Below are 14,436 nucleotides of genomic sequence, written 5' to 3' on the forward strand. Positions count from 1 at the left end.
CGGGTACAAAACTTCACCATTTTAGGTGAGGAATCATTCGGCAGGCCTTGAACCTGCAAAGAATGGAGAAGGAAAGACATGGGACGCTTCGCCGTCATCACGATGACCGAAAAGGCTGCCGACCGGGTGCGCGAGATCGTCGCGACCCGTGAGAATGCGCATGGCATTCGCCTTGGCATCAAGAAGGGCGGCTGCGCCGGCATGGAATATACGGTCGATCTGGTGACCGAGCCGAACACCAAGGACGACCATATCGAGCGCGATGGCGCCCATGTCTATGTCGCGCCGGAGGCGGCACTTTTCCTGTTCGGCACCGAGATGGATTTCGAGCAGACGACACTGCGAACCGGCTTCACCTTCCGCAACCCGAACCAGAGCTCGGCCTGCGGCTGCGGCGAATCGGTCGAATTGAAGCCGGCTGATCTGAAGGCACTGGCCGAGGCGCGCGCTTCGGCCTGAGGTTTTCGTTCTCCCCGTCACTATACGGGGAGAAGGTGGCCCGAAGGGCCGGATGAGGGGCCGAGCCGGCGTTCGCAATGTTTGCGCCGCCCCACATCTGCCTGCCGGCATCTTCTCCCCATATAGCGACGGGGAGAAGAACGCTAATCCACCCACATCCCCGTTCGCTTGTGCCAGTCTGCGATCGACTCCTCCGGGTAGACATCGAAAACCTTGTCGCCCTTGCCGATATCCGGCTCGACCCAGTTCGCCTTGTATTTCAGCATCAGATGCACCTTCTCCGGCGGCTTTGGCAGGTCGGTGTCGATCGCCGAGGCAAACGGATGCACCAGCTCCGGCCAGGTCGGATCGTAGAGCCAGAGTGCCGTCCCGCATTTCGTGCAGAAGTTCCGCTCGCCGGTCGAGATCTCGCGTTGCGGGTGCTCGTCGTCCTCGATCTCGGCGCGGTAGACGCCGAGATGGCGCTTGCCCTGGATTTTCAGCGTCTGGTAATCGGCGCCGAGATTGATGGCAAAACCGCCGCCGCCCTGCTGCTTGCGGCAGATCGAGCAGTAGCACAGCATGAACGGCACCGGCGTGTGGCTTTCCACCTCGAAACGCACGGCATTGCACCGGCAGGACCCTTTGAGCAGAAGCGGCATGAGAAACTCCGACGAAAGTGATTTGCACTTTGTCAGGATGGCGCCGGTTGCGGCGATGACAAGGGGAAATCCGGGTGACATGATCGCCGCATGGACAACGAGCGCATAGAAGAGCTTTTCGAAGGCCTCGGCCCGGTCAGCATCCGCAAGCTGTTCGGCGGCAAGGGCATCTATTTCGACGGCGTCATCGTCGCCATCGTCATCGGTGGCGAATTGATGCTGAAGGCCGACGCCGAAAGCGCCCCGGATTTCGAAGCGGCCGGCTGCCTGCAATGGACCTATACCGGCTCGCGCCACGGCAAGCTCGTGTCGATGCCCTATTGGAGCGTTCCCGACAGCGCGTTCGACGATCCCGACGAGATGGCGATCTGGTCGCGCCGCGCCTACGAGGCAGCACGGCGCGCCGGCAAATAGGCTGCGTCATGCTTCGGCAATTCCGGGCCGCACTTCATGCCAGGTCCCGCGCCTCGGGCACGAGCGCCAGCGCCTCGGCAAAGCCAGCGCTGGTGAAGGCGGCGCGCTCGTCGGCGAGCATCGCTGCGGCAATGCCTTCGCGCAGTGCCGCGCGCAGCGTCAGGCCGCGCAGCAGGGCAGCGATCGTGGCGCCTGCCAATGCGTCGCCGGCGCCGGCAGCATCGGTCCGCTTTTGCAGCGGCGGTGGCGAGATCGAGAACGCGCTCAATTCGTCGAAACCGAGCACTGGTTCGTCGCCGGCGGTGATCACGCCGCTTTTCAGCCCGGCGCGTCTCAGGCCGTCGACGATGCCTTGATCGATTTGGACGCCGGCGAGCACGCCGGCCTCGCGCCGGTTCATGAAGGCCATCGCCAGACGGTCGAGCACCGGCGTCAGCCGCGCCGCTTTGTTGGGCGAGACCGCAAGCGCAAACACCGGCTTGCCGGCGGCGAGTGCCGCCAGCCGCTCCAGCGCGGTCGACGGCAGGTTGGCGTCGCACAGCACCGCGTCGGCCGAACCGATCGCTTCCCGCACCTTGGCACGGCGGATCTGCTTGGGAAGCGCCAGCTCGTAGAGCACCATGTCGGCAAGGCCGGCGATCAGCCCGCCGTCGCTGTCGATCAGCATCGTATGGCTTGGCGTTGCTCGGTCGAGGAACACCGCCGACAGGTCGGCAACGCCGGCCTCGGTGACGGCGCGTAAAACCGTGTCGCCAAGGGCATCGCCGCCGCGCACCGAAAGCAGCGAGGCCGAGACGCCGCGTCGCACCGCACAGCGCAAGGCGTTGAAGACGGCACCGCCGACATGCTCGCGCATCGTGCCGGGGTTGGAAGCGGCCGGCACGAAGGCGCCGGCAACCCGGCCGCGCCGCTCGATATAGGCGCCGCCCACGGCCAGGATCGTCGGGGATTTGATCATGCCGTCAAAATGCCCTTTAGCTGTTGCCCGGGGGAGACTAGGTCGCCGGGCGGAACCCTGCAATCGCGGGTCCGATTCGGTTGGTGACGGCAACGGCGCCGCATGCGAGGCGAGACACATCGGAAGCAATAATTGCGAAACAAAAATAGAACAAATATGGATATCCGTTGTTTTTCAAACCCTTGGTGCTCATTGACAAATGAGAACAAATGAGGTACATTCTTTTAAGGATTGCGGGATTGTCCGGCCTCCATTGACGACCACGGGGTGATGTATCATGGCTCAGAATTCTTTGCGGCTTGTAGAGGACAAAGCGGTGGATAAATCAAAGGCTCTGGATGCGGCGCTGTCGCAAATCGAGCGTGCCTTCGGCAAGGGCTCGATCATGCGGCTCGGCGCGAATGAGCAGGTCGTCGAGATCGAAACGGTGCCGACCGGCTCGCTTGGGCTGGACATCGCGCTTGGCGTCGGCGGCCTGCCGCGCGGCCGCATCGTCGAGATCTACGGGCCGGAAAGCTCGGGCAAGACGACGCTGGCGCTGCACACGGTGGCCGAAGCCCAGAAGAAGGGCGGCATCTGCGCCTTCGTCGATGCCGAGCACGCGCTCGACCCGGTCTATGCCCGCAAGCTCGGCGTCGATCTCGAAAACCTTTTGATCTCGCAGCCCGATACCGGCGAGCAGGCGCTGGAGATCTGCGACACGCTGGTGCGCTCCGGCGCCATCGACGTGCTGGTGGTCGATTCGGTGGCGGCGTTGACGCCGCGGGCGGAAATCGAAGGCGAGATGGGCGATTCGCTGCCCGGCCTGCAGGCCCGCCTGATGAGCCAGGCACTGCGCAAGCTCACCGCCTCGATCTCGCGCTCCAACACCATGGTCATCTTCATCAACCAGATCCGCATGAAGATCGGCGTCATGTTCGGTTCGCCCGAGACGACGACCGGCGGCAATGCGTTGAAATTCTATGCCTCGGTCCGCCTCGACATCCGCCGCATCGGCTCGGTCAAGGATCGCGACGAGGTCGTCGGCAACCAGACCCGCGTCAAGGTCGTCAAGAACAAGCTGGCGCCGCCCTTCAAGGTGGTCGAGTTCGACATCATGTATGGCGAGGGCGTCTCCAAGACCGGCGAGCTGGTCGATCTCGGCGTCAAGGCGGGCGTGGTCGAAAAGTCGGGCGCCTGGTTCTCCTACAATTCGCAGCGTCTTGGCCAGGGCCGCGAAAACGCAAAAATGTTCCTGCGCGACAATCCCGACACGGCGCGCGAGATCGAGCTGGCGCTACGGCAGAATGCCGGGCTGATCGCTGAGAAATTCCTTGAGAACGGCGGCTCCGAAAGCAGCGATGACGGTTTCGAGGACGACGCTGGGGTGATGTAGGGCAAGCGACGCCTCGCTGAGCCTCAGCCAGGTTTCGATTTGATGTTTTGATTTTGAGTTTGCGTAATCGATGCGTTTCGAACCGCCGGCCCAGGGCCGGCGGTTCGCGTTTGACGGCGAGGCAGACGCATTTCAAGGCGCTGGTGAAAGCCGGGATTTGAGCCCATTTGGTGTTTCTGGACAGGCTGCGGTGCGACCGCTAAAAGGCCATGTCTATTTTCCGCCGGCAGCCGGCGGTTCTCTCGAAAAGGCAGTATTCATGAGTGGCGTCAACGAGATCCGGTCGGCATTTCTCGACTATTTTCGCAAGGAAGGTCACGAGGTCGTCGCGTCAAGCCCGCTGGTGCCGCGCAACGACCCGACGCTGATGTTCACCAATGCCGGCATGGTGCAGTTCAAGAACGTTTTCACCGGTCTGGAGAAGCGGCCCTATTCGCGCGCCACGACCGCCCAGAAGAGTGTTCGCGCCGGCGGCAAGCACAACGACCTCGACAATGTCGGCTACACCGCGCGCCACCTGACCTTCTTCGAGATGCTCGGCAATTTCTCCTTCGGCGACTATTTCAAGGAGCGGGCCATAGAGCTTGCCTGGAACCTGATCACCAGGGAGTTCGGGCTGAAGAAGGACAAGCTGCTGGTCACCGTCTACCACACCGACGACGAGGCGGCCTCGTACTGGAAGAAGATCGCCGGCCTTTCGGACGATCGCATCATCCGCATCGCGACTTCGGACAATTTCTGGGCAATGGGCGACACTGGACCTTGCGGGCCGTGTTCGGAGATATTCATCGACCGCGGCGAGCATATCTGGGGCGGCCCTCCCGGCAGCCCCGAGGAGGATGGCGACCGTTTCCTTGAATTCTGGAACCTGGTGTTCATGCAGTACGAACAGGTGACGAAGGACGAGCGCGTCGACCTGCCGCGTCCGTCGATCGACACAGGCATGGGCCTCGAGCGCATGGCATCCATCCTGCAAGGGGTTGAAAGCGTCTTCGAAACCGACCTGTTCCGCCACCTGATCGACGCTGCGTCGTCGGCGCTTGGCAAAGGTCCGGATGCGGGCACCGTCGCATCGTTCCGTGTCATCGCCGACCATTTGCGTTCGTCCTGCTTCCTGGTCGCCGACGGCGTGCTGCCGTCCAACGAAGGACGCGGCTACGTGCTTCGTCGCATCATGCGCCGCGCCATGCGCCACGCGCAGTTGCTCGGCGCCCGCGATCCGCTGATGTGGCGCCTGGTGCCGGCACTGGTCCGCGAGATGGGCCAAGCCTACCCGGAACTGGTGCGCGGCGAACAGATGATCACCGAAACGCTGAAGCTGGAAGAGACGCGCTTCCGCAAGACGCTGGTGCGAGGCTTGGGCTTGCTTTCGGAGGCGACGGAAAAGCTGGCCTCCGGCGACATGCTGGATGGCGAGACAGCGTTCAAGCTCTACGACACCTATGGCTTTCCGCTCGATCTGACGCAGGACGCGCTGCGCCAGCGCAACATCTCGGTCAACCTTGCCGGCTTCACCGAGGCGATGCAGCGGCAGAAGGCGGAGGCGCGCAAAAGCTGGGCTGGTTCCGGTGAGGCCGCAACCGAGACGATATGGTTCGCGGTGCGTGAGGAGACCGGCGCCACCGAATTCCTGGGTTATGAGACCGAGCAGGCCGAAGGCCTCATCCAGGCGCTGGTCAAGGACGGCAAAACCGTCGACAGCGCCGGCAAGGGTGACGCCGTTGCCGTGGTTGTCAACCAGACGCCGTTCTATGGCGAGTCCGGTGGCCAGATGGGCGATACCGGCGTCATTTCGGGCGACGGGTTCTCGATCGAGATATCCGATACCCAGAAGAAGGCCGATGGGCTTTTCGTCCATCTCGGCAAGGTGGCTAACGGCACGGTCAAGACAGGCGCGACCGTCGAGCTGAAGGTGGACCACGCGCGCCGCTCCAGGCTGCGCGCTAACCATTCCGCCACGCATCTGATCCATGAGGCGCTGCGCGAGGTGCTGGGTACCCATGTGGCGCAGAAGGGCTCGCTGGTTGCGCCCGAGCGTCTGCGCTTCGACATCTCCCACAACAAGCCGATCTCGCCTGACGAGCTCGAAGAGGTAGAGCGCATGGCAAACGAGATCGTCGTTCAGAACGGCCCTGTAACCACGCGGCTGATGTCTGTCGACGACGCCATTGCCGAAGGCGCCATGGCGCTGTTTGGCGAGAAATATGGCGATGAAGTGCGCGTCGTTTCGATGGGCACGGGCTTGCATGGCGCCAAGGCCAACCGGCCTTATTCGGTCGAGCTATGCGGCGGCACGCATGTCAGGGCGACCGGCGATATCGGCCTGGTGCGCATCCTGTCCGACAGCGCGGTCGCTGCCGGCGTGCGCCGCATCGAGGCGTTGACCGGCGAGGCGGCCAGAAAGCATCTCGACGAACAGGACAAGCGGCTGAAGGCGGCCGCCGCCGCGCTGAAGATTTCGCCGGCCGATGTGCCGGCCCGCGTCGAGGCGCTGCTCGACGAGCGCAAGAAGCTCGAAAAGGAGCTGACAGAGGCGCGCAAGAAGCTGGCGCTGGGCGATCGCTCGCCAGCCGGTGTGCCTGCGGAAAACGAAACCATTGCCGGTGTCGGTTTTCTCGGCAAGGCGGTATCGGGCGTCTCGCCAAAGGATCTTAAGCCGTTGGCCGATGCCGGCAAGAAGTCGCTCGGCTCCGGCATCGTCGTCTTTGTCGGCGCCGGCGAGGACAACAAGGCGAGCGTCGTCGTCGCCGTCACCGATGATCTGACCGGCCGCTTCAACGCCATCGATCTGGTGCGCGTCGCGTCCGCGGCATTGGGCGGGCAGGGCGGCGGCGGGCGACCCGATATGGCTCAGGCCGGCGGCCCGGACGCCTCGAAGGCCGAAGACGCGATCGCTGCGGTGAAAGCGGCTCTCGAAGCGGCGTGAACCTGCCCCGGGGGCGGCACGGCCGAAATGGCGCGCCGCCCAGCGAATATCTTTGAGGGCCGATATGCCGACGCTGACGATGTATCAGGTCGATGCCTTTGCCGAACGGGCCTTCCAGGGTAACCCTGCCGTTCTCCTTTTAGAGGAATGGCTGTCGGAGCAGGTAATGCAGGCCATCGCCAACGAAAACAATCTTGCTGAAACCGCGTTTGTGCGGGCGAATGGCAAAGGTTGGGATTTGCGTTGGTTCACGCCGGTCCACGAAGTCGACTTCTGCGGCCACGCCACTCTTGCGGCCGCCCATGTGCTGGCTACGGAATACAATGGTCAGGGCGAAATGGCCTTCGCCACCCGGGTCGGCGAGCTGCGGGTTTCCCGGTGGGAAGGGGGCTATCAGCTCGATCTGCCTTGTTTTCCGCCGCAGCCCGTCGAGGAAGAGCTGAACTCGGCGCTGCAAGCGATATTGCCTCAGCGGCCGGTTGCGAGCTTCCGCAATTTCGAGAACCTGTTTGTCGAGCTTGCCGACGAGACAACCGTGCGATCTTTCGTTCCCGATCTGCTCAGGATCGGACGTTTTCATCCTCTCGGCCTGGTTATTACCGCGCCTGGGCAGCCCACGATTTCGTCTCCCGTTACTTCGTGCCTGGGGCGGGCATTCCCGAGGATCCGGTAACCGGCTCCATTCATGCGACGCTGGTGCCTTATTGGGCTGAAAAACTCGGCAAGACGCATCTGTCGGCATTCCAATGCTCGCAGCGCGGCGGGCATTTGCTATGCGAACTGGCCGGAGATCGCGTGCTGATCACAGGCCGTGCGAAGACCTTCATGAAGGCGGAGGTCTACCTTCCCGATTGAGCGGCTTGCCAATTCGGTGGCTGCTTCGCCTGAGCCAGGTGTCCAGATCACGGTATGGCGTTAGGGCCGGGCGGCGGCCCGATGGCGCAGGGCAGTGGCCCCAAAGAGGCGGCGCTAGAACGGCATAGCGCTCATCAGAGATGCCTTGATGCCTTCAGGGCACGCGTCATTCGCTTCGAGTCCCCCCAGGTCGACAGCCAAATCAGGCAGTCGGTGGTAACGGAGATCGCTGCGCGCAGGCGGTTCAGCAACGGTCCAGGCGAGGTCAGCTGCTCTTCGGCGTGACGGAGATGGGCAAGCTCTTCTTCGCGGATGGACAGGATGATGCCGTGCAACTCGTGATCGCGTCCGGTGAGAAAGAACAGCTGATCATCGAGATGGCGGTGCACCGCCGCTTCGACAGCTGCGGTGCAGGCCCAGACGCCTTGCGGGCCGAGCAGGGCAGTGAGGAAACCCAGCAGCCAGCCGCCCCAGCTCCAGAATTGCATCACGCGACACGGTCGGGAATTTCGCAGTGGCATGGCTGCATGGAAAGACGCGCAATGGGTGCGCTCGTGCCCAAGCATCTCCGACAATGACGGCACGCAGTCCGGCCAGAAACGCTTCGCGACAAGAATCTGTGCCGAATAGATTCTGATCGCGCCGTACTCGCCGGCGTGGTTGACTCTGACTATTCTGGCCACCGTCAGTGCGTCCTGGTGAGAGTTGGCCATGAATGCGCTCGAGAGTTAAGTCAGCCTGCCGGCAACGCTCGCACGCGCCGCAATGCGGGTCCACCAATTCTGGATCTCGGCAAACTCGGCCAGCAGGGCTTGTCCCTCGGCGACCTTGACGAAATAGCCGATGATCGGTGCGGCGTGCAGGTCGGCCAGCGTCAGGTCCGTTCCCAACAGCCAAGGCCCTTCAGCTTTCAGCGAGGAGAGCGCCTGCAATGCCGTTCTTGCCTGCCGCAACCCGTTGGCGATCACGGCTTCGTCGGGCGGCGTTGTTTCCAGCCGCTCGACCGCGACATCCCAGACCATGGTCCTGTAGGCATAGGCGTCGAGCAGGCCGGTGATCTGGTTCATGCGTGCTCGAGGCCGGGCTTCGACCGGTTGCAGCGCCGGGCCGCCAAAGGCTTCGTCGACATAACGGGCAATCGCGCCGGTCTCGTAGAGGCGAAAGCCGTCATGCTCGAAGGCCGGGATGCGGCCGAACGGCTGGTGCTCGAAATACCAGCCGGGAATGCCGTCCGCGGCAAAGATGTCGACGGGCACGAGCTCGTAGCCGACGCCCTTTTCCTCCAGCACCAGCCGCACGATGCGCACATAGACGCTGTAGTCCGCGCCGTAGACGACGGGCTTGCCCATGCCGGTTGGGCTCAGGCCATCGCTTTCTGCAAATTCTCGTCGATCTTGTCGAGGAAGCCGGTGGTCGAAAGCCATGGCTGGTCGGGGCCGATCAGCAGCGACAGGTCCTTGGTCATGAAGCCGGACTCGACCGTCTGGATGCAGACCCTTTCCAGCGTCTCGGCAAAGCGCCTCAGTTCGGCATTGTCGTCGAGCTTGGCGCGGTGCGCGAGGCCGCGCGTCCAGGCAAAGATTGAGGCGATCGAATTGGTCGAGGTCTCCTCGCCCTTCTGGTGCTGGCGATAGTGGCGGGTGACGGTGCCGTGCGCGGCTTCCGCCTCGACGGTCTTGCCGTCCGGCGTCATCAGCACCGAGGTCATCAGGCCGAGCGAGCCGAAGCCTTGCGCCACCGTGTCGGACTGCACGTCGCCGTCATAATTCTTGCAGGCCCAGACATAGCCACCCGACCATTTCAGGCTCGAGGCCACCATGTCGTCGATCAGCCGGTGCTCGTACCAGAGCTTCTTAGCTTTGAATTCTGCTTCGAACTCCGCCTCGTAGACCTCCTGGAAGATGTCCTTGAAGCGTCCGTCATAGGCTTTGAGGATGGTGTTCTTGGTCGAGAGGTAGACGGGGTAATTGCGCAGCAGCCCATAGTTCAGTGAGGCGCGGGCGAATTCGCGGATCGATTCGTCGAGATTGTACATGGCCATGGCGACGCCGGCGCCGGGTGCGTCGAAGACGTCGTGCTCGATTACCTGGCCGTCCTCGCCGACGAATTTGATCGTCAGCTTGCCCTTGCCGGGAAAGCGGAAGTCGGTGGCGCGGTACTGGTCGCCGAAGGCGTGGCGGCCGACGATGATCGGCTTGGTCCAGCCGGGCACCAGCCGCGGCACGTTCTTCATGATGATCGGCTCGCGAAAGATGGTGCCGCCGAGGATGTTGCGGATGGTGCCGTTCGGCGACTTCCACATCTTCTTCAGCTTGAATTCCTCGACGCGCTGCTCGTCGGGCGTGATCGTCGCGCATTTCACGCCGACGCCGTATTTCTTGATGGCATTGGCCGAATCGATGGTCACCTGGTCGTTGGTGGCGTCGCGGTGCTCGATGCCGAGGTCGTAATATTCGAGCTTGAGGTCGAGATAAGGGTGGATCAGCTTGTCCTTGATGAACTGCCAGATGATGCGGGTCATCTCGTCGCCGTCGAGTTCGACGACCGGGTTCGCCACCTTGATCTTCGCCATGGAAAGAATGCCTCGCTTTTGGGGAACGGAACGGCCTTGCCCGCACGGCTGCCGGCCCTGGGATGCGGCCCGTATATCAAAGGCTTTTTGGCCGCGCAAACGGCGAACCGCGCCGTAGTGTCGGCATTCCTTGCGAAAGCTTCATTTTCGCCGCCAAATGTGGCAGGGGACTGCGAAATGCCGCAAACAGCAGTTCACTGACAACCATGGCCGCTACCCAGGATCCCGCCACCCCTCTTGCCTCCGGAACTCCAGCGTCCGGACCGGCGATCATCCTGGTCGAGCCGCAGCTCGGCGAGAATATCGGCATGGTTGCGCGCGCCATGGCCAATTTCGGCCTTACCGAGCTGCGGCTCGTCAATCCGCGCGACGGCTGGCCGAGCGAGAAGGCGCGTGCCGCCGCAAGCCGCGCCGACCACGTCATCGATGCCGTCACGGTGTTCGACGACCTCGCTTCGGCGGTTGCCGATCTGAACTTCGTCTTCGCCACCACGGCGCGCGCGCGCGACAATTTCAAGCCGGTGCGCGGTCCGGTGGAGGCGGGCAGGGCGCTGCGCGCGCGGCAGCGGGCCGGCCAGCGCACCGGCATCCTGTTCGGCCGCGAGCGCTTCGGCCTCTATAATGACGAGGTCGGCCTTGCCGACGAGATCGTCACTTTCCCCGTCGATCCAGCCTTCTCCTCGCTCAACATCGCCCAGGCGGCCCTGCTGATGTCCTATGAATGGATGAAGTCCGGCCTGGAAGACGAGACCAGGACCAACTTCTCCGGCCCCGAAATGCCACCGGCCACCAAGGAAGAATTGCACGGCCTGTTGGCGTATCTGGAAGGTGCACTGGAGGCGCGCGGCTATTTCCGCCCGGCAGCGAAGAAGCCGAAGATGGTCGACAATTTGCGCGCTGTGCTGACCCGCCCCGGCTTTGCCGAGCCGGAGCTCAAGGTGCTGCGCGGCATAATATCATCGCTGGACAGGTTCTCGCCGGCCATGCCGCGCGGCGACGGATCGCCCGGCGACGATCCAAGGCGGCTCCCGGCGGCGGCCCGGCGCGCTGGCAAGGCGACAGACAAAGACTAGGTGTTTGTTCCCAACGGGAGCGCATAAAAAGCAATTGCCATTGACTGCCAAGGCGGGTGTGCTTCTTCTGCTGGCGACGCCCTTAAGTGAGAGAGATCGTGCCCAGAGCTATCTTGCCCGCGTTTGTCTTATTCTGTCTGTTATCTGAAATGTCTGCGGCGTCGGAATTTGAAAAGCCATCGAGCACACTTCCCGCACAGCAAGCCATTGAAAGATTGTTACCCAATTCCGTGCTCCGCGTCGGAATGCCTAGACAAGAACTGGAGGAAGTTATCAGGTCACGCTATCCCGATTGGGAGCGTTCGGAAAAGAAACGAGCGCTCAACAACCGCAAGGACATGTCACTTTCACTGGAGGCTCGCTCTGCATATTTGCAGACCATCTCAATATCTCACGAAGAGAAAGAGCATAACCTGATCTTCAGATATAGGTTTGCGTTGACGTCGCCGCTAACCGGCAGCCACGTCTACTCGATAGTATACGGAGTCGAGTCAAATACCTCGAACCTGATTTCAATAGACGACTGGGCCAACGGTTTGCATTCAAGATGGGGCGATGAGCATGGTGGCACGCGATCTGATGCGAAGGCACGTGCGACGTATTTCTTCGACACGGAATGGCGCTTAGTTGAGAATGCTGGGAACAAGTGCGCCCCGATATATCCGGCACTCTATCGCCTAGATGAAAAAACCGTCGGTGACGTAGCTGCGGTATCAAGCCTTCTGGACGCAACGGGATGCACATTCAGTCGAGACAGCATTCTAGAGATCAAAGAAGGCGCAGTCGTTCAATCGACCTTCTACACCGTCGATTTTAGGCTTCAGGTGAAGGACGTTTTGAAGCGGGTAGCATTTGGGCTTCAGTGAACAAAGCCGACTTTGTCAACGGGCCCTAAGCTTCGAATCCCGCCACCTCACCAGTAACCGAATGTTATTCGATATGATCCATTGTCCGGCGAACGATGGGTCCTTGGATGTTCAATTCAAATATCGGGCGTCTTCGCTTTTTCTTCTATTCCGCGGCCCTGCTGGTTGCGGAAATCGTGACCTTTGTCCTGTGCGTCGTGCTGACCATCGGCATCGAGGGTTTGGCCAATTCGAAGCCCGGACCTTCCAGGGAAGGGCTGGCCGCGGCCGTTCTCGTTACCTCGCTGGTGATCGTTCTGTTCCGCGCGAATTTCGCCTGGCGTCGAAGCCGCGACGCGCAAGGGTCGGGTTGGATCCTTTGGTCCTATATCGTGTTCTCGACGCTGTTTGCGATCCTGCAGGCCGGCACTGTTCTTGTCGTAAAATTCGACGGCGAAGATTCGCATTCCGGCCTTAACCTGCTGGGATTAGCTCTTGTCGGGCTGTGGGCCGTCATCTTGGCGGCCAAGCCGGCGGGTGGCGGCTCTTCGGATATAGCGTCATCCCTGAGTTTCGACGATTTCGACCCGCCCGGGCCGCTGCGCGGCGCCGCCGCGCTCCATTCAGCGTCAGCCGCCGGCGCGACGGCCCTGGCTCCAGCCTGCGCAACGCGGGCCGCGCCGGTGCCGTCGAACCACCCTGCATCTCAACCTGCATCTCCGGCGAACGGCCGGCCGCGGCCCGGCGGCTTCGGCAAGCGCGGCCTTGTGTGACCGGCTCGCCGCATCAAGGCCATGATGCTTCCACATAGAAGCGGCCGGGATAAAGCATCATTGGCCGAAGCAGAAAGCATGGGCCGGGCCTTCCCTCGTGATCTCGTTTGTGATTCCCAGCCCTTAGTGATTCCCAGCCCTTAGTGACTCAATGACAATGACCGATCCATCGAGCGCCCGTCCGATCCTGATGTTCGATTCCGGCATTGGCGGCCTCACCGTGCTGCGTGAGGCGCGCGTGCTGATGCCTGACCGCCGCTTCATCTATGTCGCCGACGACGCGGCGTTCCCCTTCGGCGGCTGGGAGGAACCGGCGCTGAGAACACATATCCTGGAGTTGTTCGCCAGGCTGCTCGACCGGTTTTCGCCGGCCATTTCGGTCATCGCCTGCAACACCGCCTCGACACTGGTCATCGATGCCTTGCGCGAGCGGTTTCCCGGCCACCCTTTCGTCGGCACCGTGCCGGCCATTAAGCCGGCGGCGGAACGCACGCGCTCAGGCCTGGTTTCGGTGCTGGCTACGCCCGGCACCGTCAAGCGCCAGTACACGCGCGACCTGATCAGCAAATGGGCGCAGAAATGCCATGTCCGCCTGGTCGGCAGCGACAAGCTGGCGGGATTGGCCGAAGCCTATATGCGCGATGGCTTTGTCGACGAGGACGCCGTGCGCGCCGAGATCGCGCCGTGCTTCGTCGACCATGACGGGCTGCGCACCGACATCGTCGTGCTTGCCTGCACCCATTATCCGTTTTTGGCCAACCGCATGCGCAAGACAGCACCGTGGCCGGTCGACTGGCTCGACCCGGCCGAGGCGATCGCACGCCGGGCGCTGTCGCTGCTTGCCGATACCGAGGCCCGCTATCGCAGAGAGGCACTGCCGGAAGGCGCCGACCTTGCATTCTTCACCTCGAACAGCGCCGATTTTCCGACGCGCCGGCTGATGCAGGGATTTGGCCTGGCGATATCCTGATCGCAGGCAATTTTCGCTTTGGGAACATCACACCGGACAATGCGTTTTCCTCTCATTGGAAACGGGAGAAACCATCATGCCAGCCACCTCAAAAGCCCAGCAGAAAGCGGCCGGCGCGGCATTGTCAGCCAAGCGCGGCGAGACCAAGAAGGGCGCGCTCAAAGGCGCGTCGAAGGGAATGTATAAATCCATGAGCGAAAAACAGCTCGAGGAATTCGCCGAGACCAAGCGCAAGGGCCTGCCGGAAAAGAAGTCGAAACACTGATCGACTGGCCATTCTGACGGCGGATGCCGGTCAATAAAAGGCCCGCGGCTGAGCCGCGGGCCATGAAGTCTCAACGGGCGAGGACGAAAATTACCAGTTCCAGCCCCACCCGCAGCGCCGCACTTTGTAGCGGATCACCTTGCGATGACCGTGGCGCCACACCACCTTCTTCTTGACCACGATGCGGCAGACCTGGTGATGCCTGTGCCCATGCCAATGCCGGGCCTGCGCCGGCTCGGGCGCGACCGCCATCGTGCCGGCCATCACCGCGGCGCCTACCAACGTAAGGAAGAACTTCTTCATGCGAATT

The 14,436-nt window shown here is 62.3% G+C and carries 17 protein-coding genes; 11 read left to right on the forward strand and 6 right to left on the reverse strand.

All coding sequences use genetic code 11. From position 1 onward, the window contains the following. The first annotated feature begins 78 nt into the window (after positions 1 to 78). On the forward strand, positions 79 to 459 hold the full coding sequence (sufA, locus tag NKH49_RS14850) for a Fe-S cluster assembly scaffold SufA (protein ID WP_006206001.1): 381 nt from the start codon (positions 79 to 81) through the stop codon (positions 457 to 459). Positions 460 to 602: 143 nt separating this feature from the next. On the opposite strand, the gene NKH49_RS14855 is transcribed toward sufA, so the two are convergent. Further along, positions 603 to 1,100, reverse strand: a complete 498-nt coding sequence (locus tag NKH49_RS14855; RefSeq protein ID WP_352541446.1) for a GFA family protein — start codon at positions 1,098 to 1,100, stop codon at positions 603 to 605. 90 nt (positions 1,101 to 1,190) lie between these two features. Here NKH49_RS14855 and NKH49_RS14860 point away from each other — a divergent pair, with 90 nt between their 5' ends. Next, the gene (locus NKH49_RS14860) at positions 1,191 to 1,514 is read left to right on the forward strand and encodes a TfoX/Sxy family protein (protein WP_352926429.1); all 324 of its coding nucleotides are present in this window, start codon (positions 1,191 to 1,193) and stop codon (positions 1,512 to 1,514) included. Between the two features lie 34 nt (positions 1,515 to 1,548). Here NKH49_RS14860 and NKH49_RS14865 read toward each other — a convergent pair whose 3' ends face one another. Further along, positions 1,549 to 2,472: a PfkB family carbohydrate kinase gene (locus NKH49_RS14865; RefSeq protein ID WP_352541444.1), complete on the reverse strand. Its 924-nt coding sequence runs from the start codon at positions 2,470 to 2,472 to the stop codon at positions 1,549 to 1,551. Between the two features lie 277 nt (positions 2,473 to 2,749). On the opposite strand from NKH49_RS14865, the gene recA reads away from it, so the two are divergent. From recA to NKH49_RS14885, 4 genes are all read left to right on the forward strand, one after another. After that, the gene (recA, locus tag NKH49_RS14870) at positions 2,750 to 3,847 is read left to right on the forward strand and encodes a recombinase RecA (RefSeq protein WP_352474726.1); all 1,098 of its coding nucleotides are present in this window, start codon (positions 2,750 to 2,752) and stop codon (positions 3,845 to 3,847) included. Between the two features lie 259 nt (positions 3,848 to 4,106). Next, positions 4,107 to 6,773: an alanine--tRNA ligase gene (gene alaS, locus NKH49_RS14875; RefSeq protein WP_352926581.1), complete on the forward strand. Its 2,667-nt coding sequence runs from the start codon at positions 4,107 to 4,109 to the stop codon at positions 6,771 to 6,773. Positions 6,774 to 6,837: 64 nt separating this feature from the next. Next, a complete protein-coding gene (locus NKH49_RS14880) occupies positions 6,838 to 7,446 on the forward strand; it encodes a PhzF family phenazine biosynthesis protein (RefSeq protein ID WP_352926433.1) in 609 nt (202 codons plus the stop codon). After that, the gene (locus NKH49_RS14885; RefSeq protein ID WP_352926436.1) at positions 7,413 to 7,628 is read left to right on the forward strand and encodes a PhzF family phenazine biosynthesis protein; all 216 of its coding nucleotides are present in this window, start codon (positions 7,413 to 7,415) and stop codon (positions 7,626 to 7,628) included. Before NKH49_RS14880 ends, NKH49_RS14885 begins: the two co-directional genes overlap by 34 nt. Positions 7,629 to 7,762: 134 nt before the next feature. Here NKH49_RS14885 and NKH49_RS14890 read toward each other — a convergent pair whose 3' ends face one another. The 3 genes from NKH49_RS14890 to NKH49_RS14900 are packed head-to-tail and all read right to left on the reverse strand — an operon-like array spanning position 7,763 to position 10,200. After that, on the reverse strand, positions 7,763 to 8,341 hold the full coding sequence (locus tag NKH49_RS14890) for a demethoxyubiquinone hydroxylase family protein (RefSeq protein ID WP_352926439.1): 579 nt from the start codon (positions 8,339 to 8,341) through the stop codon (positions 7,763 to 7,765). Positions 8,342 to 8,356: 15 nt separating this feature from the next. Next, positions 8,357 to 8,977 (reverse strand): glutathione S-transferase family protein, encoded by a 621-nt coding sequence (locus NKH49_RS14895; protein WP_352614106.1) that lies wholly within the window; start codon positions 8,975 to 8,977, stop codon positions 8,357 to 8,359. A gap of 11 nt (positions 8,978 to 8,988) precedes the next feature. Next, complete coding sequence (locus NKH49_RS14900) at positions 8,989 to 10,200, reverse strand: NADP-dependent isocitrate dehydrogenase (protein ID WP_292659842.1); 1,212 nt, start codon at positions 10,198 to 10,200, stop codon at positions 8,989 to 8,991. A 206-nt stretch (positions 10,201 to 10,406) separates the two neighbouring features. Here NKH49_RS14900 and NKH49_RS14905 point away from each other — a divergent pair, with 206 nt between their 5' ends. The 5 genes from NKH49_RS14905 (at position 10,407) to NKH49_RS14925 (ending at position 14,126) form a co-directional block, all read left to right on the forward strand. Beyond that, entirely contained in the window at positions 10,407 to 11,273 is an 867-nt protein-coding gene (locus tag NKH49_RS14905; protein ID WP_352926442.1) for an RNA methyltransferase, read from the forward strand. A 113-nt stretch (positions 11,274 to 11,386) separates the two neighbouring features. Beyond that, positions 11,387 to 12,139 (forward strand): hypothetical protein, encoded by a 753-nt coding sequence (locus tag NKH49_RS14910; RefSeq protein ID WP_352818098.1) that lies wholly within the window; start codon positions 11,387 to 11,389, stop codon positions 12,137 to 12,139. A gap of 107 nt (positions 12,140 to 12,246) precedes the next feature. Beyond that, positions 12,247 to 12,891: a DUF805 domain-containing protein gene (locus tag NKH49_RS14915; RefSeq protein WP_352926445.1), complete on the forward strand. Its 645-nt coding sequence runs from the start codon at positions 12,247 to 12,249 to the stop codon at positions 12,889 to 12,891. 157 nt (positions 12,892 to 13,048) lie between these two features. Further along, positions 13,049 to 13,861 carry a glutamate racemase gene (murI, locus tag NKH49_RS14920; protein ID WP_352926448.1) on the forward strand — a complete coding sequence of 271 codons (813 nt, stop codon included), beginning with the start codon at positions 13,049 to 13,051 and terminating at the stop codon, positions 13,859 to 13,861. Between the two features lie 76 nt (positions 13,862 to 13,937). Next, positions 13,938 to 14,126: a DUF3008 family protein gene (locus tag NKH49_RS14925; RefSeq protein ID WP_023674705.1), complete on the forward strand. Its 189-nt coding sequence runs from the start codon at positions 13,938 to 13,940 to the stop codon at positions 14,124 to 14,126. Positions 14,127 to 14,216: 90 nt separating this feature from the next. Here NKH49_RS14925 and NKH49_RS14930 read toward each other — a convergent pair whose 3' ends face one another. After that, positions 14,217 to 14,429: a hypothetical protein gene (locus NKH49_RS14930; RefSeq protein ID WP_023674706.1), complete on the reverse strand. Its 213-nt coding sequence runs from the start codon at positions 14,427 to 14,429 to the stop codon at positions 14,217 to 14,219. Positions 14,430 to 14,436: the final 7 nt, after the last annotated feature.

Origin of the sequence: Mesorhizobium sp. M1088 (assembly GCF_040318575.1) — a bacterium.
In the GTDB taxonomy this organism is placed as follows: domain Bacteria; phylum Pseudomonadota; class Alphaproteobacteria; order Rhizobiales; family Rhizobiaceae; genus Mesorhizobium.

Bases quoted from the DNA above. Each gene is read 5' to 3' on its own strand.
- NKH49_RS14925 (WP_023674705.1), top strand. From the start codon at position 13,938: ATGCCAGCCACCTCAAAAGCCCAGCAGAAAGCGGCCGGCGCGGCATTG.
- NKH49_RS14890 (WP_352926439.1), bottom strand. From the start codon at position 8,341: ATGGCCAACTCTCACCAGGACGCACTGACGGTGGCCAGAATAGTCAGA.
- NKH49_RS14930 (WP_023674706.1), bottom strand. From the start codon at position 14,429: ATGAAGAAGTTCTTCCTTACGTTGGTAGGCGCCGCGGTGATGGCCGGC.
- alaS (WP_352926581.1), top strand. From the start codon at position 4,107: ATGAGTGGCGTCAACGAGATCCGGTCGGCATTTCTCGACTATTTTCGC.
- NKH49_RS14915 (WP_352926445.1), top strand. From the start codon at position 12,247: ATGTTCAATTCAAATATCGGGCGTCTTCGCTTTTTCTTCTATTCCGCG.
- NKH49_RS14865 (WP_352541444.1), bottom strand. From the start codon at position 2,472: ATGATCAAATCCCCGACGATCCTGGCCGTGGGCGGCGCCTATATCGAG.
- NKH49_RS14905 (WP_352926442.1), top strand. From the start codon at position 10,407: ATGGCCGCTACCCAGGATCCCGCCACCCCTCTTGCCTCCGGAACTCCA.
- NKH49_RS14900 (WP_292659842.1), bottom strand. From the start codon at position 10,200: ATGGCGAAGATCAAGGTGGCGAACCCGGTCGTCGAACTCGACGGCGAC.
- murI (WP_352926448.1), top strand. From the start codon at position 13,049: ATGACCGATCCATCGAGCGCCCGTCCGATCCTGATGTTCGATTCCGGC.
- NKH49_RS14895 (WP_352614106.1), bottom strand. From the start codon at position 8,977: ATGGGCAAGCCCGTCGTCTACGGCGCGGACTACAGCGTCTATGTGCGC.
- recA (WP_352474726.1), top strand. From the start codon at position 2,750: ATGGCTCAGAATTCTTTGCGGCTTGTAGAGGACAAAGCGGTGGATAAA.
- NKH49_RS14855 (WP_352541446.1), bottom strand. From the start codon at position 1,100: ATGCCGCTTCTGCTCAAAGGGTCCTGCCGGTGCAATGCCGTGCGTTTC.
- NKH49_RS14860 (WP_352926429.1), top strand. From the start codon at position 1,191: ATGGACAACGAGCGCATAGAAGAGCTTTTCGAAGGCCTCGGCCCGGTC.
- NKH49_RS14880 (WP_352926433.1), top strand. From the start codon at position 6,838: ATGCCGACGCTGACGATGTATCAGGTCGATGCCTTTGCCGAACGGGCC.
- sufA (WP_006206001.1), top strand. From the start codon at position 79: ATGGGACGCTTCGCCGTCATCACGATGACCGAAAAGGCTGCCGACCGG.